Source organism: Caenimonas sp. SL110, assembly GCF_001044395.1.
Classification (GTDB): Bacteria; Pseudomonadota; Gammaproteobacteria; order Burkholderiales; family Burkholderiaceae_C; genus Ramlibacter.
Genome location: NZ_JANU01000002.1, coordinates 1 through 26,305 on the forward strand (window position 1 = coordinate 1; position 26,305 = coordinate 26,305).

General features: G+C 63.1%; 29 protein-coding genes. 15 read left to right on the forward strand and 14 right to left on the reverse strand.

Features of this window, described 5'->3' with window-relative positions; genetic code table 11:
• Nucleotides 1–81: 81 nt before the first annotated feature.
• Entirely contained in the window at nt 82–2,706 is a 2,625-nt protein-coding gene (gene gyrB / locus AQ12_RS00670) for a DNA topoisomerase (ATP-hydrolyzing) subunit B (protein WP_048437928.1), read from the forward strand.
• A gap of 15 nt (nt 2,707–2,721) precedes the next feature.
• Nucleotides 2,722–4,314 carry a gamma-glutamyltransferase family protein gene (locus tag AQ12_RS00675; RefSeq protein ID WP_048437929.1) on the forward strand — a complete coding sequence of 531 codons (1,593 nt, stop codon included), beginning with the start codon at nt 2,722–2,724 and terminating at the stop codon, nt 4,312–4,314.
• A gap of 13 nt (nt 4,315–4,327) precedes the next feature.
• On the opposite strand, the gene AQ12_RS00680 is transcribed toward AQ12_RS00675, so the two are convergent.
• A complete protein-coding gene (locus AQ12_RS00680) occupies nt 4,328–5,305 on the reverse strand; it encodes a tripartite tricarboxylate transporter substrate binding protein (RefSeq protein ID WP_048437930.1) in 978 nt (325 codons plus the stop codon).
• Nucleotides 5,306–5,599: 294 nt separating this feature from the next.
• On the opposite strand from AQ12_RS00680, the gene AQ12_RS00685 reads away from it, so the two are divergent.
• On the forward strand, nt 5,600–6,274 hold the full coding sequence (locus AQ12_RS00685) for a PolC-type DNA polymerase III (protein WP_048437931.1): 675 nt from the start codon (nt 5,600–5,602) through the stop codon (nt 6,272–6,274).
• Nucleotides 6,275–6,350: 76 nt separating this feature from the next.
• Nucleotides 6,351–7,502, forward strand: coding sequence for an ATP-binding protein (locus tag AQ12_RS00690; protein ID WP_048437932.1), 1,152 nt, complete (start codon nt 6,351–6,353; stop codon nt 7,500–7,502).
• A 7-nt stretch (nt 7,503–7,509) separates the two neighbouring features.
• On the opposite strand, the gene queC is transcribed toward AQ12_RS00690, so the two are convergent.
• Both queC and AQ12_RS00700 read right to left on the reverse strand, forming a co-directional pair.
• The gene (gene queC / locus AQ12_RS00695) at nt 7,510–8,220 is read right to left on the reverse strand and encodes a 7-cyano-7-deazaguanine synthase QueC (RefSeq protein ID WP_048437933.1); all 711 of its coding nucleotides are present in this window, start codon (nt 8,218–8,220) and stop codon (nt 7,510–7,512) included.
• A 23-nt stretch (nt 8,221–8,243) separates the two neighbouring features.
• A complete protein-coding gene (locus AQ12_RS00700) occupies nt 8,244–8,504 on the reverse strand; it encodes a hypothetical protein (RefSeq protein ID WP_048437934.1) in 261 nt (86 codons plus the stop codon).
• Nucleotides 8,505–8,653: 149 nt separating this feature from the next.
• Between AQ12_RS00700 and AQ12_RS00705 the strand changes: the two genes are divergently transcribed.
• The 5 genes from AQ12_RS00705 to AQ12_RS00725 all read left to right on the forward strand — a co-directional run bounded on the left by AQ12_RS00705 (nt 8,654) and on the right by AQ12_RS00725 (nt 11,736).
• Nucleotides 8,654–9,235 (forward strand): NnrU family protein, encoded by a 582-nt coding sequence (locus tag AQ12_RS00705; RefSeq protein WP_048438104.1) that lies wholly within the window; start codon nt 8,654–8,656, stop codon nt 9,233–9,235.
• A gap of 4 nt (nt 9,236–9,239) precedes the next feature.
• Complete coding sequence (locus AQ12_RS00710) at nt 9,240–9,647, forward strand: PPC domain-containing DNA-binding protein (RefSeq protein ID WP_048437935.1); 408 nt, start codon at nt 9,240–9,242, stop codon at nt 9,645–9,647.
• Nucleotides 9,648–9,719: 72 nt separating this feature from the next.
• Complete coding sequence (locus AQ12_RS00715; RefSeq protein WP_048437936.1) at nt 9,720–10,124, forward strand: VOC family protein; 405 nt, start codon at nt 9,720–9,722, stop codon at nt 10,122–10,124.
• A gap of 72 nt (nt 10,125–10,196) precedes the next feature.
• Nucleotides 10,197–10,436 (forward strand): hypothetical protein, encoded by a 240-nt coding sequence (locus tag AQ12_RS00720; RefSeq protein WP_048437937.1) that lies wholly within the window; start codon nt 10,197–10,199, stop codon nt 10,434–10,436.
• A 127-nt stretch (nt 10,437–10,563) separates the two neighbouring features.
• A complete protein-coding gene (locus AQ12_RS00725; protein ID WP_048438105.1) occupies nt 10,564–11,736 on the forward strand; it encodes a Fic family protein in 1,173 nt (390 codons plus the stop codon).
• A gap of 6 nt (nt 11,737–11,742) precedes the next feature.
• Here the strand turns inward: AQ12_RS00725 and AQ12_RS00730 are convergent, their stop codons facing one another.
• The 6 genes from AQ12_RS00730 to AQ12_RS00755 are packed head-to-tail and all read right to left on the reverse strand — an operon-like array spanning nt 11,743 to nt 16,355.
• Nucleotides 11,743–12,234: an SRPBCC domain-containing protein gene (locus AQ12_RS00730; RefSeq protein WP_048438106.1), complete on the reverse strand. Its 492-nt coding sequence runs from the start codon at nt 12,232–12,234 to the stop codon at nt 11,743–11,745.
• A gap of 36 nt (nt 12,235–12,270) precedes the next feature.
• On the reverse strand, nt 12,271–12,927 hold the full coding sequence (locus tag AQ12_RS00735; protein ID WP_053076478.1) for a TIGR03915 family putative DNA repair protein: 657 nt from the start codon (nt 12,925–12,927) through the stop codon (nt 12,271–12,273).
• Nucleotides 12,927–13,298, reverse strand: a complete 372-nt coding sequence (locus AQ12_RS00740; RefSeq protein WP_053076479.1) for a hypothetical protein — start codon at nt 13,296–13,298, stop codon at nt 12,927–12,929. Before AQ12_RS00740 ends, AQ12_RS00735 begins: the two co-directional genes overlap by 1 nt.
• Nucleotides 13,295–14,314: a lysylphosphatidylglycerol synthase domain-containing protein gene (locus tag AQ12_RS00745; protein WP_082151331.1), complete on the reverse strand. Its 1,020-nt coding sequence runs from the start codon at nt 14,312–14,314 to the stop codon at nt 13,295–13,297. Before AQ12_RS00745 ends, AQ12_RS00740 begins: the two co-directional genes overlap by 4 nt.
• A 6-nt stretch (nt 14,315–14,320) precedes the next feature.
• Entirely contained in the window at nt 14,321–15,586 is a 1,266-nt protein-coding gene (clsB, locus tag AQ12_RS00750) for a cardiolipin synthase ClsB (RefSeq protein ID WP_048437938.1), read from the reverse strand.
• A 10-nt stretch (nt 15,587–15,596) separates the two neighbouring features.
• Complete coding sequence (locus AQ12_RS00755) at nt 15,597–16,355, reverse strand: endonuclease/exonuclease/phosphatase family protein (protein WP_048437939.1); 759 nt, start codon at nt 16,353–16,355, stop codon at nt 15,597–15,599.
• A 186-nt stretch (nt 16,356–16,541) separates the two neighbouring features.
• On the opposite strand from AQ12_RS00755, the gene AQ12_RS00760 reads away from it, so the two are divergent.
• Complete coding sequence (locus AQ12_RS00760; protein WP_048437940.1) at nt 16,542–17,096, forward strand: acyloxyacyl hydrolase; 555 nt, start codon at nt 16,542–16,544, stop codon at nt 17,094–17,096.
• Between the two features lie 8 nt (nt 17,097–17,104).
• On the opposite strand, the gene AQ12_RS00765 is transcribed toward AQ12_RS00760, so the two are convergent.
• On the reverse strand, nt 17,105–18,175 hold the full coding sequence (locus tag AQ12_RS00765; protein WP_048437941.1) for a flavodoxin family protein: 1,071 nt from the start codon (nt 18,173–18,175) through the stop codon (nt 17,105–17,107).
• A gap of 138 nt (nt 18,176–18,313) precedes the next feature.
• Nucleotides 18,314–18,838: a Spy/CpxP family protein refolding chaperone gene (locus AQ12_RS00770; protein WP_048437942.1), complete on the reverse strand. Its 525-nt coding sequence runs from the start codon at nt 18,836–18,838 to the stop codon at nt 18,314–18,316.
• Between the two features lie 241 nt (nt 18,839–19,079).
• On the opposite strand from AQ12_RS00770, the gene AQ12_RS00780 reads away from it, so the two are divergent.
• The 4 genes from AQ12_RS00780 to AQ12_RS00795 all read left to right on the forward strand — a co-directional run bounded on the left by AQ12_RS00780 (nt 19,080) and on the right by AQ12_RS00795 (nt 23,040).
• Nucleotides 19,080–19,448: a hypothetical protein gene (locus AQ12_RS00780; RefSeq protein WP_152682616.1), complete on the forward strand. Its 369-nt coding sequence runs from the start codon at nt 19,080–19,082 to the stop codon at nt 19,446–19,448.
• A gap of 96 nt (nt 19,449–19,544) precedes the next feature.
• Entirely contained in the window at nt 19,545–20,765 is a 1,221-nt protein-coding gene (locus tag AQ12_RS00785) for a YbfB/YjiJ family MFS transporter (RefSeq protein ID WP_048437945.1), read from the forward strand.
• Nucleotides 20,766–20,798: 33 nt separating this feature from the next.
• Nucleotides 20,799–22,070, forward strand: a complete 1,272-nt coding sequence (locus tag AQ12_RS00790; protein WP_238587614.1) for an AsmA family protein — start codon at nt 20,799–20,801, stop codon at nt 22,068–22,070.
• A gap of 118 nt (nt 22,071–22,188) precedes the next feature.
• Nucleotides 22,189–23,040, forward strand: coding sequence for a transglutaminase family protein (locus tag AQ12_RS00795; RefSeq protein ID WP_048437947.1), 852 nt, complete (start codon nt 22,189–22,191; stop codon nt 23,038–23,040).
• 6 nt (nt 23,041–23,046) lie between these two features.
• On the opposite strand, the gene AQ12_RS00800 is transcribed toward AQ12_RS00795, so the two are convergent.
• The 3 genes from AQ12_RS00800 to AQ12_RS22600 all read right to left on the reverse strand — a co-directional run bounded on the left by AQ12_RS00800 (nt 23,047) and on the right by AQ12_RS22600 (nt 25,359).
• The gene (locus tag AQ12_RS00800; protein ID WP_048437948.1) at nt 23,047–23,802 is read right to left on the reverse strand and encodes a class II aldolase/adducin family protein; all 756 of its coding nucleotides are present in this window, start codon (nt 23,800–23,802) and stop codon (nt 23,047–23,049) included.
• Entirely contained in the window at nt 23,799–24,389 is a 591-nt protein-coding gene (locus tag AQ12_RS00805; RefSeq protein ID WP_048437949.1) for an NADPH-dependent FMN reductase, read from the reverse strand. The genes AQ12_RS00800 and AQ12_RS00805 overlap by 4 nt, the downstream gene beginning before the upstream one ends.
• Nucleotides 24,390–24,462: 73 nt before the next feature.
• The gene (locus AQ12_RS22600) at nt 24,463–25,359 is read right to left on the reverse strand and encodes a hypothetical protein (RefSeq protein WP_152682617.1); all 897 of its coding nucleotides are present in this window, start codon (nt 25,357–25,359) and stop codon (nt 24,463–24,465) included.
• Nucleotides 25,360–25,375: 16 nt separating this feature from the next.
• Here AQ12_RS22600 and AQ12_RS21825 point away from each other — a divergent pair, with 16 nt between their 5' ends.
• On the forward strand, nt 25,376–26,239 hold the full coding sequence (locus AQ12_RS21825) for an FkbM family methyltransferase (RefSeq protein WP_053076482.1): 864 nt from the start codon (nt 25,376–25,378) through the stop codon (nt 26,237–26,239).
• Nucleotides 26,240–26,305 lie beyond the last annotated feature (66 nt).

Sequence of the window (26,305 nt, forward strand, 5' to 3'; positions counted from 1 at the left end):
CCCCGCCGATACAGGCGGGAATAGATGAAACCCGCCATCGAGGCGGGTTTGGCACTTCAAGAGATTGCTGAAAGTTAGTTGATGTCCGAAGAAAACAATGTGAACACCGGCCCGGCGGGCGAGGAAAGCTCCAATTTCCAGCCCAAGATCGACACCAACCAGGCCGGCGCGAGCGCGGCCTACGGTGAAGGCTCGATCCAGATCCTGGAAGGCCTGGAAGCCGTGCGCAAGCGCCCCGGCATGTACATCGGCGATACGTCCGACGGCACGGGCTTGCATCACCTGGTGTTCGAAGTGGTGGACAACTCCATCGACGAAGCACTGGCCGGCCATTGCGACGACATCGTGGTCACCATCCACACCGACAACTCGATCAGCGTCGTGGACAACGGCCGCGGCATCCCGACCGGCATCAAGATGGACGACAAGCACGAGCCCAAGCGCTCTGCTGCTGAAATCGCGTTGACCGAACTGCATGCAGGCGGCAAGTTCAACCAGAACAGCTACAAGGTCTCGGGCGGCCTTCACGGCGTGGGCGTGAGCTGCGTGAACGCGCTGTCGAAGATGCTGCGCCTGACGGTGCGCCGCGATGGCAAGGTGCATGTGCTCGAGTTCAGCCGCGGCTTCGTGCAGAACCGCATCGTTGAAGAAATCGACGGTGTGCAAGTGTCGCCAATGCAGGTCCTGGGCGAAACCGACAAGCGCGGCACCGAAGTGCACTTCTTGCCGGACAACACCGAGATCTTCAAGGAGAACAACGATTTCCATTACGAAATCCTCTCCAAGCGTCTGCGCGAACTCTCGTTCCTGAACAACGGCGTGCGCATCCGCCTCATCGATGAGCGCAGCGGCAAGGAAGACGACTTCTCGGGCGCCGGTGGCGTCAAGGGCTTCGTCGCCTTCATCAACAAGGGCAAGCAGGTGCTGCACCCCAACGTGTTCCACGCCATGGGCGACAGGCAGAGCGACCAGAACACCAACATCGGCGTTGAAGTCGCGATGCAGTGGAACAGCGGCTACAACGAGCAGGTGCTCTGCTTCACCAACAACATTCCGCAGCGCGATGGCGGCACCCACCTCACGGGCCTACGCGCCGCGATGACGCGGGTCATCAACAAGTACATCGACGACACCGAACTGGCCAAGAAAGCGAAAGTCGAAGTCACCGGCGATGACATGCGCGAAGGCCTGACCTGCGTGCTGAGCGTGAAAGTGCCCGAGCCCAAGTTCTCCAGCCAGACCAAGGACAAGCTGGTCTCCAGCGAAGTGCGCGGCCCGGTCGAAGACGTGATCGCGCGCATGCTGGGCGACTACCTGCAGGAGCGCCCCGCCGACGCCAAGATCATCGTCGGCAAGATCATCGAAGCCGCACGAGCACGCGAAGCTGCGCGCAAGGCCCGCGAGATGACGCGGCGCAAAGGCGTGCTCGACGGCATGGGCCTGCCGGGCAAATTGGCCGACTGCCAGGAGAAAGACCCGGCGATGTGCGAGATCTACATCGTCGAGGGTGACTCCGCCGGCGGCTCAGCCAAGCAAGGCCGTGACCGCAAGTTCCAGGCGATCCTGCCCCTGCGCGGCAAGATCCTGAACGTGGAAAAAGCGCGCTACGAAAAGCTGCTCACCAGCAATGAAATCCTGACGCTCATCACGGCGCTGGGCACCGGCATCGGCAAGGCCACGGCCAACCCGGATGAGTCGGGTCGCACCACGACGGGCGCTGACGATTTCAACGTGGCGAAGCTGCGTTACCACCGCATCATCATCATGACCGACGCTGACGTCGACGGCGCGCACATCCGCACGCTGCTGCTGACGTTCTTCTATCGCCAGATGCCCGAGCTGGTCGAGCGCGGCCACATCTACATCGCGCAGCCCCCGCTGTACAAGGTCAAGGCCGGCAAGGAAGAGCTCTACCTGCAAGGCCAGAGTGACCTCGACACCTTCCTGCTGCGCATCGCGCTGAACAACGCGAGCGTGCAGACCGGGCCTGAAGGCAGCTCCATCATCAACGGGGAGACGCTGCAGGAACTCGCGCGCAAGCACCAGATTGCAGAAGCCGTGATCAAGCGCCTGACCGGTTACATGGACGCGGAAGCACTGCGCGCGATTGCCGACGGCGTGAGCCTGAACCTGGACACGGTGCTCGACGCGGAAGCATCAGCCGTCGCGTTGCAGACCAAGCTGCAGGAACTCGACAAGGCCAGCAACGCTGCGCCTGCCGAAGTCGCTGGCGAGTTCGACACCCGCACCGACAAGCCGATCCTGCGCATCAGCCGCCGGCACCACGGCAACATCAAGAGCAGCGTGATCACGCAGGACTTCGTGCACGGCGCCGACTACGCAGCGCTGGCCGAAGCAGCCAACACCTTCCGCGGCTTGCTGCGCGACGGTGCGAAGGTGATGCGCGGCGAAGGCGAAAAGCAAAAGGAAGAACGCGTAGGCGATTTCCGCCAGGCGATGCGCTGGCTGATCGGCGAAGCCGAGCGCGCCACCGCAAGACAGCGCTACAAGGGCCTGGGCGAGATGAACCCGCAGCAGCTGTGGGAAACGACGATGGACCCGACCGTGCGCCGACTGCTACGCGTGCAGATCGACGATGCGATCGAAGCCGATCGCGTGTTCACGATGCTGATGGGCGATGAGGTCGAGCCGCGCAGGGAGTTTATTGAGACGAATGCGCTGAGGGCGGCGAATATTGATGTCTAGTCGTTGCGATTGACCATGGACACCAGCCTTCCTTTTCCATCCGGGCGACAGCCCGTCCTCGCTCGCAACATCGTCGCTACCTCGCAGCCGCTGGCGGCGCAGGCCGGCGCTGCAGCTTTTGCGCGCGGCGGCAATGCCATTGATGCGGCCCTGGCCGCGGCGATCACGCTGACGGTGGTTGAGCCCGTGATGAACGGCATTGGCGGGGACTTGTTTGCACTCGTGTGGGAAGGCGGAAAGCTGAGCGGACTCAACGGCTCTGGGCGCTCGCCCATGCGGTGGGACGCGAAGCGGTTCGAGCAGATGAAGGACATGCCACTTCGTGGCTGGGACAGCGTCACCGTGCCTGGCCAGGTTGCAGGTTGGGTGTCGCTGTCCGAGCGCTACGGCCAGCTGCCGTTCGAGGATCTGTTTACCGATGCAATCCGGCATGCGCGCGACGGCTTTCCCGTCAGTCCCGTCATCAGCAGGCAGTGGGGCGAACAGGCGGCGCTGTTGCATGCATGTCCGGGCTTCGATGCCTTCATGCCCCGAGGTCGTGCGCCGGCAGCGGGCGAGGTCTGGCGCTTTGCCGACCAGGGCAACACGCTGGAAGAAATCGCGCGCACGCGAGGCGAATCGTTCTATCGAGGTGCGCTTGCCGACGCGATGTGCCGCCACGCCGGGAAACATGGCGGCGTGTTGAGCCGCGCGGACCTTGAGCAGCATCGTTCGGAGTGGGTCGAGCCGATCAACGTCGAGTTTCAGGGCCATCGGGTGTGGGAGATTCCACCGAACGGCCAGGGAATCGCTGCGCTCATCGCGCTGGGACTGCTCGAGCATCTTCCCTACGCAGAGACGGCGGTGGGCTCGGCCGAGCGCATGCACCTGGAGATCGAGGCGATGCAGCTTGCCTTCGCCGACTTGCACGCGCATGTGGCGGACCCGTTGCACATGAAGTGGACGGCAGAGCAACTGCTGGAACCTGCGCATCTGAGGGAGCGCGCCCGCGCGATCGACCTCCATCGTGCTTTGGCTCATGCGCCCAGCAAATTGCCAGGCGGCGGCACCGTCTACATCTGCACTGCGGATAAGCAAGGTCGGATGGTTTCCTACATCCAGTCGAACTATCGCGGCTTCGGTTCGGGAGTGGTGGTGCCGGGCACGGGCATCTCCTTGCACAACCGCGGTTCGGGCTTCGTCACGACGCCCGGACACGTGAATCAGGTTGCTGGCGGCAAGCGGCCGCTTCACAGCATCATCCCCGCGTTCCTCACCCAGGGTGCTGATCCGGTGATGGCGTTTGGCGTGATGGGCGGAAACATGCAGGCGCAGGGCCATGTACAAATGGTGCTGCGTCACGTCGTGGAAGGATTGAATCCGCAGGCCTGTTCCGATGCGCCCCGATGGCGTATCAACGATGCCGGAACATTGACCCTGGAACCCGGCGTGCCACAAGAGGTTGTCCAGGGCCTTCAAGCGATGGGGCATCGGCCCGAGCGACAGGCTCCGGGCAATTTGCTTTTCGGCTCTGCGCAGCTGGTGCAGCGTCTTGCATCGGATGCAGGCGACATCGTCTACGCCGCCGGCTCAGACCACCGGCGCGACGGACAAGCCGTCGGCTGTTGAGCAATCGGGTCGATCAGTTCGCCTTGATGCCCGCAGCGCGAACGACCGGACCCCAGCGCTCCACTTCAGACTTGAGGAACGTGCGGAACTGCTCCGGGCTGCCAGCGACGACGTCGGCGCCTTCAGAGCGCAGGTGCTCGACCAGTTCCGGCGCGGCCAGGGCCTTCGCGAACTCCGAATTGAGTTTCGCGACGATGTCCCGAGGGGTGCCGGCCGGTGCCAGCACGCCGAACCATGTCGTCGCGCGGTAACCGGGCAATCCTGCTTCGGCGATCGTCGGCACGTCGGGAAGTGCACTGGACCGCTTGTCGTTGGTGACGGCCAGCACGCGAAGCTTGCCGGCCTTCACCTGCTGCAAGGTGCCGGGGATGTTGGCGAACATAAGTTGAGTCTGCCCACCCATCAGGTCCGCCAGTGCCGGGCCGCTGCCCTTGTAGGGCACATGGGTGATATCGACTTTCGCGCCCGCCTTGAACAGCTCACCGGCCAGGTGAAGAATCGTGCCGTTGCCGGCCGAGCCGTAGTTGAGGGTGCCCGGCTGGGTCCGCGCCAGCGTGATCAGCTCTTGAACCGTGGTTGCCTTCACCGAAGGGTGCACGACGAGAATGCCGTTGACGGTGCAGACGTGAATGACCGGATCGAAGTCCTTCAGTGGGTCGTAAGGCAGTTTTTCGAAGAGCGACACGTTGACGGCGAACGAGCCTGCCGCGAACAGCAGCGTGTAGCCATCCGCTTTCGATTTCGCGACGATTTCCGCGCCGAGGTTGCCGCCGGCGCCGGCGCGGTTGTCCACCACGAAGGTCTGGCCCATCGCAGCCGTGAGCTTCTGCGCGACCAGCCGCGCAACCGTGTCCGAAGAACCCCCCGGGGCGAACGGAACGACCATGCGCACCGGCCCCTTGGGATAGTCCTGCGCCTGTACCGCCGGCGCTGCAAGGGCGACCGCGAGCAAGAGTGCGCGGGAAACTCGGACCACAAGCGGCTGATACATGCTGTCTCCTGGGAATGGTTCAGCGGTTCTAACACGGGCTCCGGCCTAATTCAATTCAGATGAATTGATTCAAAAGAGGGGCCGGTTGTTCAGCGTCTGCGCGGCCGAGCGTCGCGCCACCGGTCGACATGGGGTTTGCCATGAGAACCGAAGCTGCATTAGCTCCAGTCCCGGCAAGTGCATCCCTCAACACTTCCCCAACCATGCTCTCCAGGCACTCAGCGCGAAGCCGGCTTTAATGGCAGCGGCCCCGATTAAAGCCGCCATTAATTGCTCCCCGCCTAAACTCCCCCCATGCCCATCGCCGTCCTCGACTTCGAAACCACCGGCCTGTCCCCCAACATGGGTGACCGGGTGACAGAGGTTGCCATCGTGCTCATGGACAACGGCCAGGTGGTCGATCGCTTTCAGTCGCTGATGAATGCGGGTGTTCGCATCAACGCATTCGTCGAGCAGTTCACCGGCATTTCCAACGACATGATTGCCGCCGCACCGCCGGCTGAAGAAGTCATGGCGGCTGCGAGCCGGTTCGTGGGCGATGCGCCGCTGGTGGCGCACAACGCATCGTTCGACAGCCGCTTCTGGGCTGCCGAGATGACGCGCGTGGGATGGCACTCGGGCGCTGTGCCTGCCAATCAGCACGCACCGTTTGCCTGCACCATGCTGCTGTCACGCCGGCTCTATCCGCAAGCGCTGAGTTTCCGGCTGGCGTCGCTGGCGGCGTTTCATGACTTGTCGTTCTCAGGGCGCGCGCACAGGGCGATGGCGGATGCGCAGGTGACTGCTGCGCTGCTTGCGCGGATCCAGCGCGATCTTGAACGTCGGTATGACGTGTTCGACCCGTGTCATGAGTTGCTGGTGAAGGTGCAGAAGGCGCCGAAGGCGAAGGTGTCGGAAGCGATCAGGCGGCACTTTGAGGGAGTTGAGAAGGCGGAAAGGCCGATTGGTTGGGCCGCTGCCATCACGTAGCTGAAACTGGGTTCGCCACCATGAAATTCCAACTTGTGATTTTGGAATTTCATGGTATGACGTTACACTTTGCGTCATGCTTCCACGTCTGCAACTCGAATCGGCTATACGCCGCGCCTTGAATCGCTCTCGGGGCGTGGTGTTGGTAGGGCCTCGCCAAGCCGGCAAGAGCACTCTGGCGCAACGCTTTGTGCCCAGGGGGCATGCAAATTACTTTGATCTGGAATACCCGCCCGACGCGCAGCGACTGGCGAATCCGATTCCAGTGCTGGACAGTCTTGACGGACTGATTGTCATTGATGAGGTGCAACGCGATCCTGCGCTGTTTCCTCTTTTGCGTTCGCTGATGGACAGGAGCGATGCGCCGGGTCAGTTCCTGTTGCTGGGGAGCGCTTCGCCTAGCCTCTCGCGTCAGGCGGGCGAGTCACTGCTAGGACGTGTCGAGATCGTCGAAGTCGGGGGTTTCGACTTGGCAGAGGTGATGGGGCCTGAGGCGTGGGACCAGGCCGCCGCAGACAAGCTTTGCCTTCGTGGTGGCTTTCCCCGATCGTGGTTGGCAGCGAACGACGAAGACAGTTTTGCGTGGCGGCACGGAGCTATCGTGCAGCATGTCCAGTCCGACTTGCCTCAGTTTGGGCTGGGAGTGGAGGCGCCTGCGATGCTGCGGTTTTGGACGATGCTCGCGCACTATCACGGACAGACATGGTCCGCCTCCGATCCTGCACGCAGCCTTGGTGTGTCAGAGCCGACGGTTCGGCGCTACCTCGACATCCTGACCCAGACGATGATGGTGCGGCAACTGCAGCCGTGGCATGAGAACCTGGGCAAGCGTCAGGTCAAGTCACCCAAGGTGTACTTCCGCGATACCGGCCTACTTCACGCGTTGATGGGAGTGCGAACATGGCAAGAGCTTGTCGGTCATCCGCGCGCAGGCGCTAGTTGGGAGGGCTTTGCGCTGGAGCAGGTCTTGCGTATTTCCAAGCCCGATCAGGCCTGGTTTTGGGCGACGCATCAAGGAGCGGAGCTGGATTTGCTCATGTTCCATGGCACACGGCGCGTGGGAGTCGAGTTCAAGCTTTCGTCCGCTCCCAAGATAACGCCGTCAATGCGGATTGCAGCCGAGGACCTCAAACTAGACGCGCTGTACGTTGTGTACCCCGGTCAGCATCGTTTTGCCATGGCAGATGGAATCGAAGCTGTTCCGTTGTGGGGCTTGTTGCCTGCATAGCAGGTCATCACCGATCCACCCCCTGCCGGTCCACATAGTTTCTCCAGCCCATCGCGCGCAGTTCGCACGCGGGGCACGCGCCGCAGCCGTAGCCCCATTCATGCATGGTCGTGTGGTCACCCATGTAGCAGCTGTGCGATTCGGTGCGGATCAGCTCTACCAAAGGAGCGCCGCCCAGGCGTTCGGCCATGCGCCAGGTGCGGGCCTTGTCGATCCACATCAACGGCGTCTCGATGACCACGCGCGCTCCCATGCCCAGGCCGAGTGTCACTTGCAGTGACTTGAGCGTGTCGTCGCGGCAGTCGGGGTAGCCGGAGTAATCGGTCTCGCACATGCCGCCCACCAGCACCGTGAGGTTGCGTCTATAGGCCACTGCCGCCGCCAGCGTGAAGAACAGGATGTTGCGGCCTGGCACGAATGTGCTGGGCAGGCCGTTGCTCTTGTAGGTGATCTCGCTGGCCTGCGTGAGAGAGGTGTCGCTGATTTCGGCGAGCACCGGCAGATGCAGCACACGGTCCTCACCGAGCTTGGTGGACCAGTAGGGGAACTGCTCGCGCAGGCGCGCCAGCAGCACGGTGCGGCATTCGAGTTCAACGCGGTGCCGCTGGCCGTAGTCGAAGCCGATGGTTTCAACCTGATCGAAACGGGCAAGCGCCCAGGCCAGGCAGGTGGCGGAGTCCTGGCCGCCGGAGAAGAGGACGAGTGCGCGGGTGTGCATACGCGCATGGTAGGCGAGACGAACTACTTGTTCGTGTGGACCAGCCCGTGCTTGAACTCGTCGGGCTGTCCGCTGGGGCCGGATGATTTGCCGGTGCCGGGTTTTTCTACCTTGCGGCCTGCGGCTGAGGTGCGGCCGGTGGTGGGACGCTGCGTGGCGGTGCGCAGGTCAATGTTGGGCTCTTCCGCATGTTTGTTGTCGTGCGGCGGCGTGCCGGCCGTCGCACTGCGGGTCGTGCGGAAGTACTTCCAGGCGGCTGCAGCCAGGTTGGTGGTGGTAGGCATGTCTCGTGTTCCTCGATGTTGCAAAGTCTGCGCCGATGCCGCACGGTCAGCCGTAGGTGAATGTGCTTCGTGGGTGTTGGCGCAGTCGTACTTTGCGAACGTGCGAGCCGCATAATCGCCCGAACGGTTTCCAAGCGAAAGGGATGGCGATGCTGATTTTGGTGCTGGGCCTCGTGGTGTTCCTGGGCGTGCATTCGACGCGGATTTTTGCGGACGGCTGGCGCACTGCGACCATTGCCCGGATGGGCGCGCTGCCGTGGAAGGGTCTGTACGCGCTGGTGTCGATCATCGGGTTCGTGATCCTGGTGATCGGCTTCAGGATGGCGCGCCAGGAGTCGCTGGTGCTCTACGTCACGCCCGCGTGGATGAAGCACCTGACCGCCGTGCTGATGATGGTGGCCTTCATGCTGTTTTTTGCAGCCTACGTTCCGCGCAACTGGTTCAAGTCGAAGTTCCACCATCCGCAGGCCTTGAGCGTGAAGGTCTGGTCGATTGCTCACCTATTGTCGGTGGGGGTGTTGGCCGATGTGGTCCTGTTCGGCTCATTCCTGCTGTGGGCGGTGCTCAGCTTCAGCGCCTCGCGCAGGCGCGATCGAGCGAACAACACCGTGTATGCCCCGTACAGCGCAATTGGCACGGTTGTCACCATTGCCGTGGGGCTGGTGGGCTGGTCGATCTTTGCGTTGTTGCTTCACGGGCCGCTGATCGGCGTGCGGCCGCTGGGTTACTGACCCCATGAAAATCCACGTGCTGCGCCTGGGTCCGGGCCAGGACTTGCGCGGCGGGCTCGAAGCCGCATTTGCGTCGCTGTCCGCAGAACATGGCATTGCGGCTGCGTGCATCGTGTCGGCGGTAGGCAGCCTGTCGCAAGCGATGCTTCGCTTCGCCGACAAGCCGGGTGCTACCGATATTCACGGCCCGCTCGAGCTGCTGATGCTTTCGGGCACGCTGAGCGCCAATGGCGGGCATCTGCACGGCAGCGTTGCCGATGACAACGGCGTGGTCAAGGGCGGCCATGTGCTGCCGGGATGCGTCGTGCGGACCACGGCAGAGGTGGTGATTGGCCTGTTGCCGGGCTGGGAATTCCGGCGCGAGCTCGATGCGGCGACCGGGTTCAATGAACTGGTGGTGAGTCGGCGTTGAGCCGAAAATGTCAGTTGTGAGCGCAGGCCTGCGGGTCTATCGTCACGGCCCTGACAACTCAACGAGGCTCCCATGTCCAGTTCCAACCTGTCCGACAGCGTCATCTCGCATGTGTCTTTGGGCACCAACGACTATCCCAGGGCCAAGGCGTTCTACGACGCAGTGCTCGCCACCTTGCAGATCAGCTGCGTGATGAGCTTCGATGGCGGCGCGGGTTACGGCCGCAAGTTCCCCGAGTTCTGGGTTCAGTCGCCGCACGATGGCGCCACGGCGACCGTGGGCAACGGTGTGCACATCTGCTTTCTGGCCAATTCCATTGATGAGGTGAAGGCGTTCCATGCGAAGGCGCTGGAGCACGGCGGCAAGGACGACGGCGCCCCCGGCTACCGCAAGGAGTACACCGACAACTACTACGCCGCTTTCGTGCGCGACCTCGATGGCAACAAGATAGAGGCGATGCTGATGGTCGAGGTGTAAATTGGCGGTGGTGTCCGACATCCGCCCCGGGACGGGCACCCAAGAATGATCATTCTTCTACAGGAGCATCACATGGCCCATCGTTCCAGTCCCACGGCTAGCGCAACCCCCGAGATCGACAAGCAGGAGCCGCAGGCCGGCAAGGTCGACAACGACAAGAACAAGCAGGGCAACCAGGAGCCCACGCAGAAGCACGAAGCCAAGCGCACCCCCGAAAGCCGAAGCGACCGCGAGTCGCACATCGGCGGAAACAACCAGAGTCAATCCAGGCGTGGCGGTGGAGGCAAGGGTGGCGGGGGCGGTGCTGGCTGAACCGGTTTGAAGTCGCATTCAAAGGCGCAAAATAGTTTGCATAATTTGGAAAAAACCATTTGCTGACATATAGTTAGGCGTGGTTTCCAAGTCGCGAAAATTTGAACTGTACGATCACCCCGCGCAGATGGAGCCGCTGTTGCCGGGGGAGGGTCGTCTTCGTTCCCTGCTGGAATCGGCTCACGACCTGCAGCGCAGCGCAGACCGTCTGGGCGCGCTTTGCCAGCCTGGGGCCCTCAGGGATCTGCGGCTGCTGTTGCGTGCGATGAACTCGTACTACAGCAACAAGATCGAAGGTCAGCAGACCTTGCCAATCGAGATCGAGCAGGCGCTGCGGCATGACTATTCGGCCGACGCAGACAAGGCCCGCAGACAGCGTCTTGCGGTCGCGCACATGGCCACCGAGCACCAGATCGAAGACAAATGCCTCACGTGGACGTGGGAGCAGGTCTGGTCGCCGCAGATGGTCTGCGACATCCACCAGGACCTGTTTGCGCGCCTTCCTGCTGCGGATCGTGTGATGGAAGACGGGCCTGTTCTTGCGCCCGGTGCATTGCGCGATAGAAATGTATCGGTAGGAATTCACGCAGCGCCTTCGCACCAGGCCATTACCCCGATGCTTGATCGATGGGGGCGCTTCTATGGCGACGTTCGTCGCGGAGAGCTGCAGGTCGTGGCTGCGGCTGCGGCCCATCAGCGGCTCGCCTGGATACATCCGTTTCGCGATGGGAATGGTCGGGTGGCGCGTCTTCACACGCACCTGGTCTTTTGCAAGCTGGGTTTGACCAACGGACTCTGGTCTCCGCTACGCGGTTTCGCGCGGACCCAGGACGCTTATTACGCACGGCTCGCCGCCGCCGATCAGCATCGGGCGGGTGATCTGGATGGTCGTGGCAACCTTTCAGAGCGTGCGCTGGTGGAGTGGATCGCCTATGTGATTCAGCTGTGCCAGGACCAGGTGCATTTCATGGCAGGCTTGCTGGACCTCGAAGGCATGAAGGGCCGTATCGCAGCGTGCCTTGCCTTTGAGGAGAACGTGGTGAAAGAGGGTGTCCGCAGCGACTCACTGCGTGCGCTTCATTACCTCTTCGCAACGCAGGGCGACCTGGAGCGAAGCGATTTCAAGGCGATGCTGGGACTGGGGGATCGGCTTGCCACGTCGCAGGTGTCGGCCCTGCTCAAACGCGGGCTGCTGGCCACCGATTCACCCCACGGCAAGGTGCGATTTGGTGTGCCGCAACGCGCCTTGCGGTTTTACTTTCCGAATCTGTGGCCGGAGGCGGAGGCGGGCGCTTCTTGAGGCGCCTCAGCCGATCGGCCGAAATCCCCAGGTGCGCGCGTTGAGCACCTTGTCCAGTTGCTCCAGCATCTTCTCCCAACCCAGGCGCGTGCGGTCGCGCATGACTTGCGCGGTTTCATCGTCGCCCAGGTGGTGTGTGAGCACGATGTCGCAGATGGTCGGACCCAGGGTCACGAAGTCGAGCGCCACGCGCGTCGGGTTGCCCGCGTAGGGCTCGACGCTGAAGTCGAACACCAGGCGCGACGGCCTGTCGATCTCGATGTAGGTGCCGCGATGCTGCGCGTCGAGAAAGCTCTCGTCGCCGTCAGCGGTGGGCCTGCGGTCAGTCACCAGGAATTCACCGCCGGCTTGCGCGTCGATCTCGCAATGCAACACATTGCCGGTGCGCGTTGCAAACAAAAATCGCGCTGCGGTTGCCGGCGTGATCCAGGCGTCGAACACGCGTTCCGCGGGAAGGTTGTAACGGTGCGTCACACGCACGATGGTGGGTTCAGCCATGCCGGGCATTATGGCGCTCGCGCATCGGCCATTGCCTCATCGATTCGCAGACCATCCCAGATAGCACGCGTGCCACGCTGCATCGTCGGCATCGCCCGAAGGCATGGCATCGCGCGCCACGCCCTGGCCGAAATGCAGCAGCTTGCCATCGCATTCGACTGAACGCTCAGGCGTGAAGATCACCCAAGCTTGATCGGGCCAGCGCTGCGCGAACCACGGCGCGACGGTCTCCACGATGCGATGGGCGGGCTCGAACCAGGCCATCTGCCGCAGGCACCCCAGCTCGTCCGTGACGGGCCTGAAGCGCAGCGACGACTTCATCTTGTGCAGGTCACGGCGTACCGATTGCCCCATCTGCTGCGCATGCTGCATGTCGGTATCGATGGAGTTGTTGCGCAGGTCGGGCTCGTACACCAGCCGCCAGATCAACCGGTACAACAGCGCAAATCGTTCAGGGTCGTGATGCAACACGACAACATCGCACAGGCGCTGGAACGAAGCAGGGACGATGGACGATGCTGGCCTGGGGGCCTCGGGCCGCTTGGGACCCGTGGCGACATCGGCGAACTGTTCGCTGTTTTGCGCGTGCGCCGTCCAGTGAACCTCGTCGGGGGGAACCTGCTGGGCCAGCAACAGACGTGTCTCTTCGCGGAAGCCCTCGATGTCGGTTTCGCTGGCCAGCCGCGCTTGCATCACCGTGCTTTCGATGAGCGCCTGGAGACGCCCGAGGCCCCCGAGAGGCGCCGCGCATTGGCAGTGGCGGTTCGATGGATCGGCGCCAGCGCAGCGCTCGTCATCTGGGCTGATCCGGCCAGCGAGCCGAGCATCAATTGCTGCCATGCAGCCAGCGCCGACTGGTTGAACGCGGTTACTTTTTCGGAGCCCATGCGCTGGAATTCCTTGCGGTCGCGAGCGCTCGGGTTGGGTCCGGCCGCCACCATTCGCCCGACGCGGTTGTTGATGACCACGCCCGATGAGACCAGCATCTGCGTGGTCTTGGCGGCGATGTCCATCCACAGGAACATCGGCGCGATTGCATGGACTGCCAGCGGTTGTTTTTTCATGCGGATACTCCCTGGGTGGTTTTGTTTCTCTGTCTTGCGTGCGCTTCCATCACCAGGTACAGCACCGAAGCCAGCATCAGCGGGCCGATGTAATAGATGGCCCGATAGGCCAGCAGCGCCGCGATGAGGCGGCTCTCGGGCACCTGGTGTGACAGCAGTGTCACGAAGATGAATTCGAGCACGCCAAGGCCTGCGGGGACATGGGTGATGACGCCGGCAATGGCACCGATGAGGAGCACGGTGAGCACATCGCTGTAAGGCACGCTCTGTCCAAGCAAGACGTAGACCACGCCTGCGATCAGGCTCCAGTTGGCCGTGGCCATGACCAGTTGCAGCAGCGCCATGCGCACTTCGGGCAGATGCAGCTCGTGCCCGCGAATGGTGAAGGTCTGTCCTCCCTTGCGCCAGCAGGCGATCAGGTAGCCGATGGCAATCATCACCAGCGCACCGCCCAGCCATTGCAGGCCGTGGTTGCCCATCTTCCAGCTGGGGGGCAGCTGCAGCGGCTGCATCAGGAAGACAGTGCCCGCGAGCAGCATGTAGCCCAGCCAGTTGGTCAGCATGCTCATCGACAGAATGCGCGTGATCTCGCCATTGGACAGGCCCAGGCGCGAGTAGAGGCGGTACCGGAACGCGACACCGCCCACCAGCGAGCCCAGTGAGAGGTTGAATGCATAGCTCACGAAGTTCACGCCCATGACAGTGAGCGTGGGTAGCGAATGCCGGGTGTAGCGCCTGCCTAGCAGGTCGAAGCAGCTGTAGAGCAGGTGGCTGCATGCGGCAAGGGCCACGGCCAGCAGCAGCACTGGCGCAGGGGTGCTTCGAAGCGATGCGAGCACGTCGTCCCAGTCGACATTGCGCCCGTATCGCACCAGCAGCGCGATGACTGCCGCAAAAAAGACAACCGACACAATGCGTCTGGCCCAGGTAAACCAGGGCTGGTCACGCCATCGCTTGCGCCCGGTTTCGGCTTCCAGCGTGGGCATCGCGGCCGCAGTCAGGGTGCGAGTGCCCATGACCGCTCAGTCTTTGGCGGATGCGGCGGCGTGCTTGCCTGAGCCCGCGTTCGCGTAGGCCGCCTGTATGCGTCCTGCCAGTGCCGGCAGCAGGCGCGGCACATGGCGCGGCAGCCACGAAGCCCAGCCCGGATACAGGCGCGTGAAGTGGTAGGCGACCCAGCTGCGCACCAGTGCCACGCCGCGCAGCTCACCGAGTTCTTCGCGCTTGATCTCGTTGCAGCTCGCGCACATGAGTTTTTCCAGGCGACCGTACAGGTCCTGGTTGAACGCGCGATCTCGAATGATCACGTTGGCTTCCAGGTTGAGCGCCAGGCTGAGCGGGTCGAGGTTGCTCGATCCCACGGTCGCCCACTCGTCATCCATCAGGGCCACCTTGCCATGCAGCGGCCGGTCGCGGTATTCGTAGATGCGAACACCCGCACGCAGGAGCTGGTGATACAGCATCATCGCCGCGGTCTTCACGATCGGCATGTCAGGCATGCCTTGCAGGATCAGGCGCACATCGACACCGCGGCGCGCAGCGCGCTTCATTTCCTTCATGAAGCGATAGCCGGGAAAGAAGTACGCATTGGCAATCACGACGCGGTCGCGTGCTGCACGCAGCGCGATGCGGTAGTGGCGTTCGATGTCGTTCCAGTGGTCGCCGTTGTCGCGCACGACCAGCATGGCCGCAGCAGTGCCCGCGCGAGGCTGATCGGCCATCGGCGTGCGCGCATTGCGCCGTTGCCTCCACCAGTCGCGCACGCGCTGGTAGCGCTGGCCCTGGATCAGCGCGCCATGGGTGAACCGGTGCATCTCGGACACCAGCGGGCCGTGAATCTCGACCGAGTAGTCCTGCTTGGCTTCGGGACCGAAGTCGCCCAGGTGATCGGCCGAGTAGTTGATGCCGCCGATGAATGCAATCGTGCCGTCCACCACCACGATCTTGCGGTGCATGCGGCGCAGCAGGTTCAGCCGGTGGCCCATGAAGGGCTTGCCCGGATCGAACACATGCACGCGCACGCCCGCTTCACGCAGGGTGCCCAGGAACATATCGGACAGGTCCGGCGATCCGAAGCCGTCGATGGTGACGTCACACTGCACGCCGCGCCGGGCGGCAACCACCAGTGCTTCGTGCAGTTGCTTGCCGACCTTGTCCTCGAAAAGGATGAAGGTCTCCAGCACGACTTCCTGTTTGGCGTTGGCGATGCACTCGAAAACGCGCGGGAAGAATTCCTCGCCGTTTTCCAGAAGACGAATGTCGTTGCCTTCGATCCACTTGCTGTTCATGACCCAGGTCCTACAGATGAATTTCAGCTGCGAGCGGCGCGTGGTCCGACAGGTGCGACCACGGCTTGCGGGGCAACACGACGGGCAGGTGCACCGAGGCGTTGCGAACATAGATGCGATCCAGCGACAGGATGGGAAAGCGCGACGGGAAGGTCTTGGCCGACTCGCCATACGCAGTCACAAACACTTCCTTCAAACCCACTTCGCGCTCGAGCACCGCATGTGCGCGGCGGCGCCAGTCGTTGAAGTCACCGGCCACGATGAGCGGCGCGTCATCAGGCACTTCGCCGCGAACCATCTGGCACAGGAGGTCCAGCTGCTGCGCGCGATGCGATTCGGCCAGGCCCAGGTGGACACAGATCGCGTGGATCTTCTGCTCGCGCCCCGGCATGTCCAGCACGCAGTGCAGGAGGCCGCGCTTTTCGGGACCCGCCACCGAGACGTCGTGGTTCTGGAAGTGGATGATCGGAAACTTGGACATCACCGCGTTGCCGTGATGGCCCTTCGGATAGACCATGTTGCGGCCGTATGCGAACTGCGGCCAGATCTCGTCGGCCAGGAATTCGTAATGAGGCTCGGCCAGGCTTTCCTTGGAGTGATGGCCGTTCGTTCCCATCACTTCCTGCAAAAACACCACGTCGGCGCCGACGGCACGCACGGCGTCGCGCAGCTCGGGCAGGATGAACTTGCGGTTGAAGCTGGTGAAGCCCTTGTGGATGTTGACCGTCATCACGGTCAACTGCGGGGCGGCTGCCACGGTGTCAGTCATGGGAATAAGTCTCACTGGAGGCGAAAGGGAGTTGTAGCGCCGCTCACCTTGCCTGGGTGTAGGACGGGCGGCAGTTCCCTTGTACTCAGCCGTATTCGGCGCGGCCGGTCGCGACAGATGGCACACTAACGCGAGCGCGCTGTTTGGCGCGAGATCCGTTCATCTTCGACATCCACGGGGACCTCCATGCCTTTGTCCAGATCCTTGTTGCCCATCAGTGCAGCCTGCGCGGTCCTCCTGTCTGCGTCCGTGCACGCCGCAGAGCTCAGTCCTTCGGGCTACTTTCTCCAGGGCGGATTCGCTGAGCGCAGCGCCTACAGCGTGACCGGCGGCCTCGTGTGGAACTGGGACTGGCGCACGCAGTTGGCCGGCGGAGAGATCACCGCGATCACCGAAGCGTCGATCAGCCACTGGAGCGGCCGCGCCATCGGCGGCGGGCGCGATTCGTTCATACAGCTGGGCCTGCAGCCGATCTTTCGCTACCGGTTCAACCAGGGTGCCTCGCCGTGGTTCCTGGAAGGCGGTATCGGCCTGACCGTGACCGACAAGCTCTACGTGACCAGCACCAAGACATTCAGCACCCGGTTCAATTTCGCCGACACGCTGGGTTTTGGCGTGAGCATGGGACCGCGGCGCGACAGCGAACTGGGCCTGCGCCTGACGCACTACTCCAACGCCAGCATCAAGCGCCCGAACCCGGGCGAGAACTTCCTGCAGCTGCGCTACGCCAAGACGTTCTGAAGGCCCGGTTACTTGGGCCGGGGCGGCTTCAACGCGCGGCCCGGCTCGCTGAGCCTGCCTGAGCGCAATTCGCCCACGGCATGGGCCACGGCGCGCGCCACGTTGCGCACTTCTTCCTGCACGGCCTCGTCCTTGTCCAGCGTGTCGTGGCTGGTGGCATAAGGCTCGTAATACCCGATGAAGCGATCGAGCCGCGACTTCTCGCCCGCCTGTATGAGTCCCATCCAGTCGAGCCAGTCGCACAAGGCGCGCCGCGAGCCTTCGATGCCGGCCACGTCGCCATGCACCACCACGCCGTAAGCGCGGCTGTCCAGGTGCTTCGGATAGTCCCAGCCCTTCAGTTCCAGTGCCTTGGCTTCTTCGGCTTTCTTGCCGTGTGTGCTCGTGGGATCGGGGTTGCCGCCATCTGCGCAGACCAGCCGGTCGATCATCAGCTTGAGCGGACTGGCGACCTGGTACCAGTAAACCGGCGTCAGCAGGATGACGCCATGGGCACGCACCCACATTTCGTAGATGTCGCTCATCCAGTCGCCGGTCTGGCGCGTTGCATGGTTGGGATAGCAGCTGCAAGGCCAGTGGCACAGCGGCATCGCGGTGGACACGCAGCCCTTGCACGGATGGATGTGGAGGTCGTAGTCGGATGTGATGCGGCTCAGGTCCAGCAGCTCGACCTCCAGGCCCTGCGATTCGAGGACCTGCCGGGCGATCTGCGTCAGCCGGAATGTCTTGGAGATTTCGCCGGGGCAGGTGCCGTCGTTGCGGGACGAGCCGCACACCAGCAGCACACGCGAGGGCGTCTCGGCCTTGCTCCACTGGGCCTGCGCAGCGACGAGCTTGTCGTGCGTGGCAACCCACTCTGCAGACAGCTTGTAGGCCGGGTCCGCGTAGCCCGGTCCCGCCGGTTGTGTGAGGGGTGCCTTGTTTCCATCGATGTAGGCTTTCCACGCGATCGCCTCAAGCCGCGCGATGGACGCATCTTCTGCGCGATAGGCGGGGTCCTGATACGACCCCATGAATCGCAGATGAAACTCGGTGCGGCCAATGGGGGCGGGCGCCTGACCCTTGCGAACGGTGGACATGCGGCCAGTGTAGGTAAGGGCGCAGCGATCTGGGGCTCATCCATGCTGAATATCGCGCTCGCAAAAAAAGGCCTGCGCCGGTAGCGGGGCAGGCCTTTTTGGTTCAGTGGGCGCAGCCAGTGCTGCGCCAGTTGGCGCTCAGGTCCGGTTGTGCCCGCCAAAGTGGTGACCACCGTGGCGGCCGCCCTTGCCTTGCATCATGCGCGAGCCGATCTCGTCGAAGGTCTTCTTCTGCTCGGCTGTCAGTGCCGTGTAGAACGTCTTGGTCGCATCACCACGCTTGTCTGCTTCGGCCTGGCGGGCCGTGCGCATGGCGCGCATGCGGTCGATGCGTTCCGGCGTGCTCATCTTCTCGAATTCGGCGCGGCCGGGGCGCTGCATCATCGTGGGCTTGAGCGCCGCGACATAGTTGTTCCAGGCACCTTCCTGTGCGGGCGTGATCTGCAACTTCTGCTTGAGCATGCCCATGCGCTTGGCCATGCGTTCCTGCATGAACTGCTCCCGCTTGGCGGGGTCCATCATGCGGCCGCGGCCTTCGTGGGCTTGCATGCCTTGGGCAGCGGGCCCCTGCGTGGTGGCGGGGGGTGGCGTTTGGGCGGTGACGGCCAGGCCGAGTGTGGCCAGGAGTCCGGCGGCGATGAGATGTCTGGTAGCGAACTTCATGAAATTCCCTTTCGGTATGGAAAGCCTGGCCGCAATGGGGAACAGGTTGAAGGCAAGTGTGCAATCGGGTTGTAACGCGGCCGTGCGCATCACGTAGCTGATGTGTAAAGGTTCGCGGATTTGCACTGGAGCGCCAACGGTGTGGGTGGGTTCCTACTGAATGTTCGCCAGTTTCACCACACCGCACCTGGCGGCCCGGGCCCACCATAGGTTCAAGTCAAGAGCCTCCAAGGAGCAACCCATGAAGTACCCCTGTTCAATCCGTGTATCCGCCTGCGCCTTCGCGCTGTTCGCGGCTATGGGGGCGGGTTCCGCGCTCGCCCAGACCTCACCGGCTGTCATGACCGACGTCGGCCCTGCGCCGGCCGAAGAGCGCGACAGCGCCGGGGCGATCGTGATGGAGGGCTCGAAAGTCCAGGCGCTGCGAGACGCCCAGGCTGCGCGCGCGACCAACCAGATGGGCGCAGCGCCCGACACCCGGCGCATGGGCTCCGGCCCTGCGACGTCGAAGATGTCCAGTGAGCGCGCGAGGTATGAGGCTGAGGCCGCGCGGATACGACAGGAAGAAGCCGACCTGAAGCGCAAGGGTGCTGCCAGCGTCCTGGAGTGACGCTGCCGTCTTTGGCTGTCATTGCGGGCTTGACCCGCAATCCACCGCGAAGCGGCATCGGCGCTGGGTCGTTCGAAGGTGTGGTGACAATGCGGGATGCCCCGCGCCCCAACGAATTCATCGCCGCCCCTGATCGCGCTGGCCGTGGCGCTTTCCCTCGGCGCCGCGGTCTCGCTCGGAATCACACGTTTCGCGTACGGCCTGCTGCTGCCGCCGATGCGCGCCGACCTGAACTGGTCGTACACGCTGGCAGGCGCGATGAACACGGCCAACGCGGCGGGCTACCTGCTGGGGGCGCTCATCACACCGGCCCTGATGCGGCGGCTCGGACCATCGAGGTTGTTGATCGCAGGTGCGGTGCTCGCCAGTGCATTCATGGGCCTGAGCGGATTTTTCACCGACGCGGCGCCGCTGCTTTTGCAGCGCGTGCTGGCCGGGGTGGCGAGCGCGTTTCTCTTCATCGCCGGTGGTTTGCTTGCTGCCCGCATGGGTGCCATGCAGCCATCGCGCAGCGGCTTTCTGCTGGGCATCTACTACGGTGGGACCGGCGTGGGCATTGTGTTGTCGGCAGTGCTGGTGCCCGTGGTGCTCGATGCCGCACAAGGGCGCGCGCACGGCTGGGCGTGGGCGTGGTGGCTGCTTTCGCTGGCGTGTTTCATCGGCTCGGCGCTGCTGGTCTGGCCGGCACGCGCGCTGGCACGCATGGAGAGCCACGCGCGAGACGGCGCTGCACACACCCCGCCATCGCACGCGCCATTCAGCTGGCGCGCATTTGCGCCGTCGCTGGTCGGCTACACGATGTTCGGCGTCGGCTACATCGGCTACATGACGTTCGTGATCGCGCTGCTGCGTGAGCAGGGCGTGGCCGCTTCGAAGATCACCTTGTTCTACGCACTGCTGGGCGTGGCTGTGATGGCTTCGTCGCGCATCTGGGCGGGCCTGCTTGACCGCTACAAGGGCGGGCAGCCGCTGGCCGTTCTCAATGCACTGCTCGGGGTGGCGACGATCCTGCCTGCCATCACATCGTCGTGGCCGCTCGTGCTCGTATCGGGGCTCGTGTTCGGCGGCGTCTTCCTGTCGGTTGTGGCGTCGACCACCGCGCTGGTGCGGCACAACCTGGCGCCTTCGCAATGGGCTGCAGGGATCAGTGCCTTCACCATCGTGTTCGCAGCCGGCCAGATCGTCGGCCCCACCATCGTGGGATGGATTGCCGACGGCCCCGGCGGCCTGGCGCGCGGACTGGTGTTCTCGGCCTGCGCGCTCTGGGTGGGCGCGGCGCTGGCGTGGCGTCAACGCCCGCTGCCATCGTCTGGCTAGTTTGTGTCGGATTGAACAGACACAATGCGGGCCATGAAACGATGGATGTGGATTTTTACGGCGCTGGTCGTGTTGCCGGTGTTGCTGCTGGTTCTGGTGGCCCTGGTCCTGCAGCGATGGGTCGCAAGCGAGGACTTTCGCGGCTTCGTGGGTGACCAGATCACGCAGGCGATCGGCGTGCCGGTTGATGTGGGGCGCGTGCATGTGGACGTGTGGCCGCTGCCTGCCATCGCTTTGGAACAGGTGCGCATCACAAGCAAGCCGCCGCTCACGCTGGAGCGGATCGAGGCGCGGCCGTCATACGCGCCGCTGCTGGCAGGACGGCTGGAGGTGGCAACGCTGATCGTGCGCAATGCAGTGGTGCCTGAGCAGGCCGTCATGGCGATTGCTGCGGCCCTGCAAAGGACAGACAAATCGTCCGGCAAGGTGAAGGAGGCCGTGCCAGCCAAAGGCGGGCCCCACATGCGCGTCGCCCTTCCCAGGCGCACCGTGCTTGACGGCCTGACCTGGGTCGGGGCCAGGGGCAAGACCAACACCATCGATGCGACCGCGACACTCGATGCGGACGATCTCCCCGGCAAGGTGGATGTGCGCGTGCGAGCCGGCACCTATGCCGGCGCCAAACTCATGCTCGAGCGGCAGGTGGATCACTGGGCGGTGCGCGCAGACATCGGCGGCGGCACGGTGAAGGGGACGTTCAGGTTCGATGGCTCGAAGTTGCAGGGCGACCTGGCGACATCGAATGTCGAACTGGCCGCGCTCACCGCGCCCAGCCGCACGCTCACCGGCAAGATCGACGCCACAACCAATCTGCGGGCCGATCTGCGCGGCGCGGATTCCATCGCCGACGCCATCTCGACCCAGACGAAGTTCAATGTGCGCGGCGCGGTCGTGCAGGGCCTGGACCTTGCGCAGGCGGTGAAGTCGGTCGGCATGAGCCGGGGCGGGCAGACCTCGCTCGACACACTGGCAGGCAATGTCGCAACCCAGGGCAAGGCGGTGAACCTGACGAACCTGGTGGCCACATCGGGTGTGCTTTCGGCGACTGGAAACATCGCGATGGCGGCCAGCAAGTCGCTCAACGGCCGCATCACGGTCGATCTCGCGTCGGGCGCGATCGGCGGCGCGGTGGGCATACCGCTGGCAGTTGGCGGCACGCTCGATTCGCCATCGGTGACCTTGAGCCGTGGCGCCTTGATCGGCGCGGCCATCGGCACAGCGATTGCGCCGGGCCTTGGGACCGGTGGCGGCGCGAAGATCGGGGACAAGCTGGGCGAGGGCTTGAAGGGGCTGTTCGGCAAGTAGCCAGCCACCGCCGGTCGCCTGTGTCCTACACGGCGGCGCGATGGTTGCTGATCGCATGCGCGCGAGTCATCCGTACGATGGTTGCACGGCACTGTCGCCTGCTTGCAAGTTACCCATCATGCATGTTTCCACCGTAGAAACGGTTCTCGAATACCAGGTGCTGGCGCCTACGCACTTTTGCTTCAACCTGGAGGCCGCGCACTGGGCCACCCAGTCCATCCGCAGCGAGAAGCTGGCCGTGTCGTCCGGCGTCTCTGTCCACAATTTCACCGACCACGGCAGCGGCAACCGCTTCTTTCGCTTCGATGCCCAGCCCGGTCACCTGCTGGTCAACTACAAGGCCGACGTCGAGGTGTACAGCGAGCATGTCGACGAGCACCTGCCCGAAGATTCGGTGAGCCAGGTCCCCGACAACATCTTTCACTACCTCATGCCCACGCGCTACTGCGAGTCGGACGTGCTGTCCGCTGCCGCGCAGCAGATGTTCGGCCAGGAGCCGCCCGGCATCAGCCGCGTGCGCAAGGTTGTGCAGTGGATTCACGATCACATCGTCTATCGACCCGGCAGTTCCACATCGACCACCACCGCGCAGGAAGTCTTTGTGCAGCGCGCCGGTGTGTGCCGCGACTTTGCGCACCTGGGCATCACGCTGTGCCGCGCCCTGAACATTCCGGCGCGGCTGGTGGTGGGCTATGTGTGGTTCGATGAGCCGCCGCAGGATTTCCATGCGACGTTCGAGGCGTGGCTGGGCGGACGGTGGGTGCTGTTCGACCCGTCCGGCATGGCGCCGGTCGACCGGCTCGTGCGCATCGGCACCGGCCGCGATGCAAAGGACGTTGCGTTCGCCACGTTCTTCGGTTCGGTGCAGATGATCCGCAAGGAGATCAGCGTGTACGAGCACGAGCCCCGGCTCACTGCGAACAGTGGCAAGGCTGTGCTGGAGCTGGCCGCGGTCGGCTCCGCCGTCTGAGTTCGCTCAGGTCCGGTAGCCGGGATCGAGGCGATCCAGGCGGCGTATCAGTGCGGGCCAGACCAGTGCGCCGGGTCCGCCGACCGTCACGGCTTTGGCTGCAGCAGTCGCGCCTTCGATGATGCGTGGATCGACGGTGATCAGTTCGCCGCCGGCCTGCGCATCGATCTGTATGCGGCAGGTGTTCTCCAGGATGTACATCGACAGGAAGGCTTCGGCGATGGTCTTGCCGCACACGAGCAGGCCGTGGTTGCGCAGCACCAGGTTGTTCGCGCTGCCCAGGTCGGCCTGCAGCCGCGCCTTCTCGTCATCGCGCAGCGCCACGCCTTCGTAGTCGTGATACGCGAGCGACGCCAGCACGAAGGTTGATTGCTGCGAGATCGGCAGGATGCCGCCCTTTTGCGCGCTCACGGCGATGCCTGCGCGGCTGTGGGTGTGCAGCACGCACATCACGTCGTGACGGGCCTCATGAATCGCGCTGTGGATCACGAAACCTGCGGGGTTCACCGGAAACTGCGAAGGGATCACCTTGTTGCACTGCCCATCGACCTTGACCAGCGATGACGCCGTGATCTCGTCGAACATCAGGCCGTAGGGATTGATGAGGAAGTGATGCTCGGGACCGGGCACGCGCGCGGTGATGTGCGTGAACACCAGGTCGCTCATGCCGTACATCGCGATGAGCCGGTAGCAGGCGGCGAGGTCCACCCGCAGCTGCCATTCGTCGGCGCTGACGGTGTCCTGGAGGGAAGGGATGTTCATGGCTTCTCCGGTTGGTGCAGTTGTTTCGATGCCCACAACACCTGGTCGATCACTTCCTGCACCCGCTGCCTTGCCGCGTCGCTGGCCAGCTCGCCCTGTTCGTTGAAGGCCTCGTGCGCGCGGCCGAGGGCGTAGCTTTTAGGCGCAACCCACATCTGCAGGTTCATCAGCAGCGGCACCAGGTGGCTTTGCGAGCGGATGCCACCGAAGCTGCCCGGTGATGCGCTGAGCACGCCGACCACCTTGCCGGTCGTCGATCGCATGCCGTCGCTCCACACGGGATCGCCCTTGACCGGGCTGGAGATCCAGTCGAGCGTGTTTTTCAGCAGCGCCGGGTAGCTCTGGTTGTACTCGGGCGTGCTGATGATCCATGCCGCGTGCTCGTAGCCCAGTTGCTTGAGCTTGATGACGTCGGCTGGCGTGCCGCGCGATTCGAGGTCGGCGTTGTACATGGGCACGTCGAAGTCGGCCAGTTCGATGTGGGTGACCTCAGCGCCTGCTTGCGTTGCCAGCGCTGCCGCGGCGTGTGCGAGCTTGCGGTTCCAGGAGTTCTGGCGGGTGCTGCCCGCGAAGACGAGTATTTTCATGGGCCCGATTGCACCACAGGCCGTTTGACTTGACGCGACTGACGCGTTCTTGCAGGAGAAGAAGTCGCGCTGCCTATTCCGGTTCCCGGGCGAATATCAAACGTCCAGCTGCGAACCGGATGAGTTTCCAGCGATCGCCCCTTGCAAAATTGCGAGCTGACAGGAACCTGCCTGCTCCAAGTCTCCCGAAACCCCAAAGTTTGGCAAGAAGGCGGGTGCGCCAAAGTTTCCATTTGCTTCCTTGTGCGTAGGCCGGCATGAATGCCACGGAGTCGTGCAAGACGTCGGCTTGATGTGGCCGGCCGAGCCCGGCAATTGCGTGTTCCGGGTTGCTTAACCCACCGTGTTCCCCGTATTGCCGGTAAGGAAGGTAAGTCTCAACACCCCTGTCCTTCAACCAGTATCCTAGGCGGGAATCAAAGGGTGAGTAGGCTCCAAGCGGATTGGCTGCGATCTCCTGATCAAAGAATTCAAGCAGCATCGCCGCGACCCGTGGCCATACGACTGTTGCAACAAGTCCGCCCGCGTGCCCTCTCGCGACCGGTCCATCCAAGTCCCAAATCGATGGTGCGCACGCGTACAGATAGGGGAGGCAGTTGTTGAATTTTTCCGCTGGCGCGGGCACTCGCAAGCTGCCGAATTTTTTAACTGGCACAAAGTCCGCTTCGACGATGATCGTCGGCAATGACCGGTTCGCAGCTATGCGCCAGGCATTCGCGTGATTCACAAAGCATCTGAAACTCGCGGAGTATTGACGCTGGGCATGTGTGTAGGGGCCGCGAACTTCTGCTACTTCAAAGCCTTCTGCCGTAAGGGTTCTGCGGAGATTGGACGTATCTTCTGTGTGGGCGACGATGATGACGTGTCTGCATGTCGATAGCAGCGAGCGCGCCGGTGGATTGGACTGTGGCATCTGATGAGTTCTGTGGATCAGGGAATGCGATGAAGAGCCTTGATGATTCTGCTTCATTGCACGGAGGACAAAAGTGGACGCTTTGGAAAAGATAGAGCCGCATGGCTTTACAGGCCTGGACTGGCTCTTCAAGTTGTATCCCTTCTACAAGGGCAGGGGACGGCTCGCGCTTTCTTCCTTGTTCAGGGGTAGGTCGCCGTTCGGGCGATCAGAGAGCAGTGTGAGACTCCTTACTGGCGAAGCGATCTTTGTGGTGGACGATGATTACATTGGTCGCATGCTGCGTTTTTTTGGCGACCTGGACCCGGCAGTGACTTCGACGATGAGAAGGTTAGTGCGCACTGGTGATACTGTGCTCGACATCGGTGCCAATGTTGGCGCGTTCTCGCTACCGGCCGCAACGATAGTTGGGCAGGCAGGTTCTGTTTATGCATTCGAACCGGTCACCAGACTTTGCTCGCTGTTGCAAAGGTCCGTAGCAGCCAATGAATTCAAGAACATCCGGGTCATGAATGTCGCCCTGTCTGATTTCAGGGGTGAGGGAACTATGGCGGTTGCTGCGGCTGCACTTGGTTGTTCGAGTTTGACCCGCGGCGTCGAGGGCGAGACGTGCAAAGTCGAAATGCTCGACGAAGTCGACTTTGGTCCTGCGTTTAGCCGCCCCCGGCTTATAAAGATCGATGTCGAAGGGCATGAGGCCAGCGTGCTATCAGGTGGCCGAGGATTCCTGGAAAGATATCGTCCAGAGTTCGTCTTGTTCGAGTCCCACGACAACCGTGGGGATTTCTGGGATCGAGAAGAAGTCAGGATTCTGACCAAAGCCGGTTACCGGTTCTCTGTCATCGAAAGAACACCCACTGCAAAGCCGGTGATACGGCAGGTGGCAATTGCCGAGACAAAGTTTGCTCCGTTTTATGACTTTCTCGCGACGAGTTGAGTTCCTCACTAAGCCATGTTCCGACGAGATCAAAGGGCCCGTCTGAATTGCTGTGTTCGGTTGCAC